Here is a 928-nt window from a genome sequence, read left to right as displayed (position 1 = left end):
CCGGGATGCGCCTGGCGGACCGGCTGGGCCGGCCGCTGCTGGCCTTCCCCTCCGCCGCGGCGGCGCGGCAGGCGGCTGCGGCGGGCCATGTCGCGGCCGCCGCGCTGACGCTGCCCGACGCGATCGCCCTGCTGCGGGAGAACCGGCTGGTGGCGATCGGCGTCGCGGCCTCCCGCCGGTCGCCCCTGCTGCCGGATCTCCCGACGCTGCGCGAATCGGGGCTGGAACTGCTCGGCGCGACGCGGCGCGGCTTCGCCCTCTCGCCGGATGCGCCCGCGGCCTGGCGCGACTGGCTGTTGGAAGGGCTGGAAAGCCTGGCGGCGGACCCGGACTTCACCTCGCATTGCGGCGAGACCGGGCAGGTGCCACGGTTCCTGGCGCCGGCCGCCTGGGGAAGCCTGCTGGCGCGGCAGGAGGAGGCGCTCCGCCGCCGCTGGCGCGAAGAACCTTGGCTTCCACGCCGCAGCGGGGCAGGCTAGTCTGTTGCCGCAATAGGCGGAGCGGGTTAAGCAAATTGAGACCAACTCCGCCGAATCGAGTCCTGCATGCCGCTTCCGGGTGCGAACGCCTCCTCCGCGCTGCCCGACGCGGTGCATCGACCGGATCCTGAACCGATGTTGCGGCGCCTGCGGCGCGGCCTTGCGGAGGCACCGGGCCTTCTGCTGGTGGCCAGCGATCCGCTCGTGATCGCTGCGGCGCATGACGCGGCGCGGCGGCTGCACGGCCAGCGCCCCGTCCAGATCCTGTCCGGAGCCGAGGCGCTACACCGCCTGGTCGGCCCCGGCGAACCGCCGCGCCACCTGGTGCTGGAGGGCGGCGCGGCGGGCGAGGCGCTGCTCTCGGCCGCGCGCGACCGGTTCAGCGGAACGGAAGTCGTGGTGGTCGCGCGGCCCGGCGACGCGGTGCCCACCGGCCTGCGCGCCGTGCC

General features: G+C 75.6%; 2 protein-coding genes. Both read left to right on the top strand.

The genetic code is table 11. The features are described from left to right. On the top strand, positions 1–479 hold a 479-nt coding region (locus OZN99_RS32490), incomplete at its 5' end, for a type 2 periplasmic-binding domain-containing protein (RefSeq protein WP_270939306.1). A gap of 135 nt (positions 480–614) precedes the next feature. Continuing rightward, on the top strand, positions 615–928 hold a 314-nt coding region (locus OZN99_RS32485; protein WP_270939305.1), incomplete at its 3' end, for a hypothetical protein.

Origin of the sequence: Falsiroseomonas oryzae (assembly GCF_027856955.1) — a bacterium.
Classification (GTDB): domain Bacteria; phylum Pseudomonadota; class Alphaproteobacteria; order Acetobacterales; family Acetobacteraceae; genus Falsiroseomonas; species Falsiroseomonas oryzae.
The sequence above is the reverse complement of the archived record's forward strand: the minus strand, read 5'-3'. Positions and strand labels throughout refer to the sequence as shown.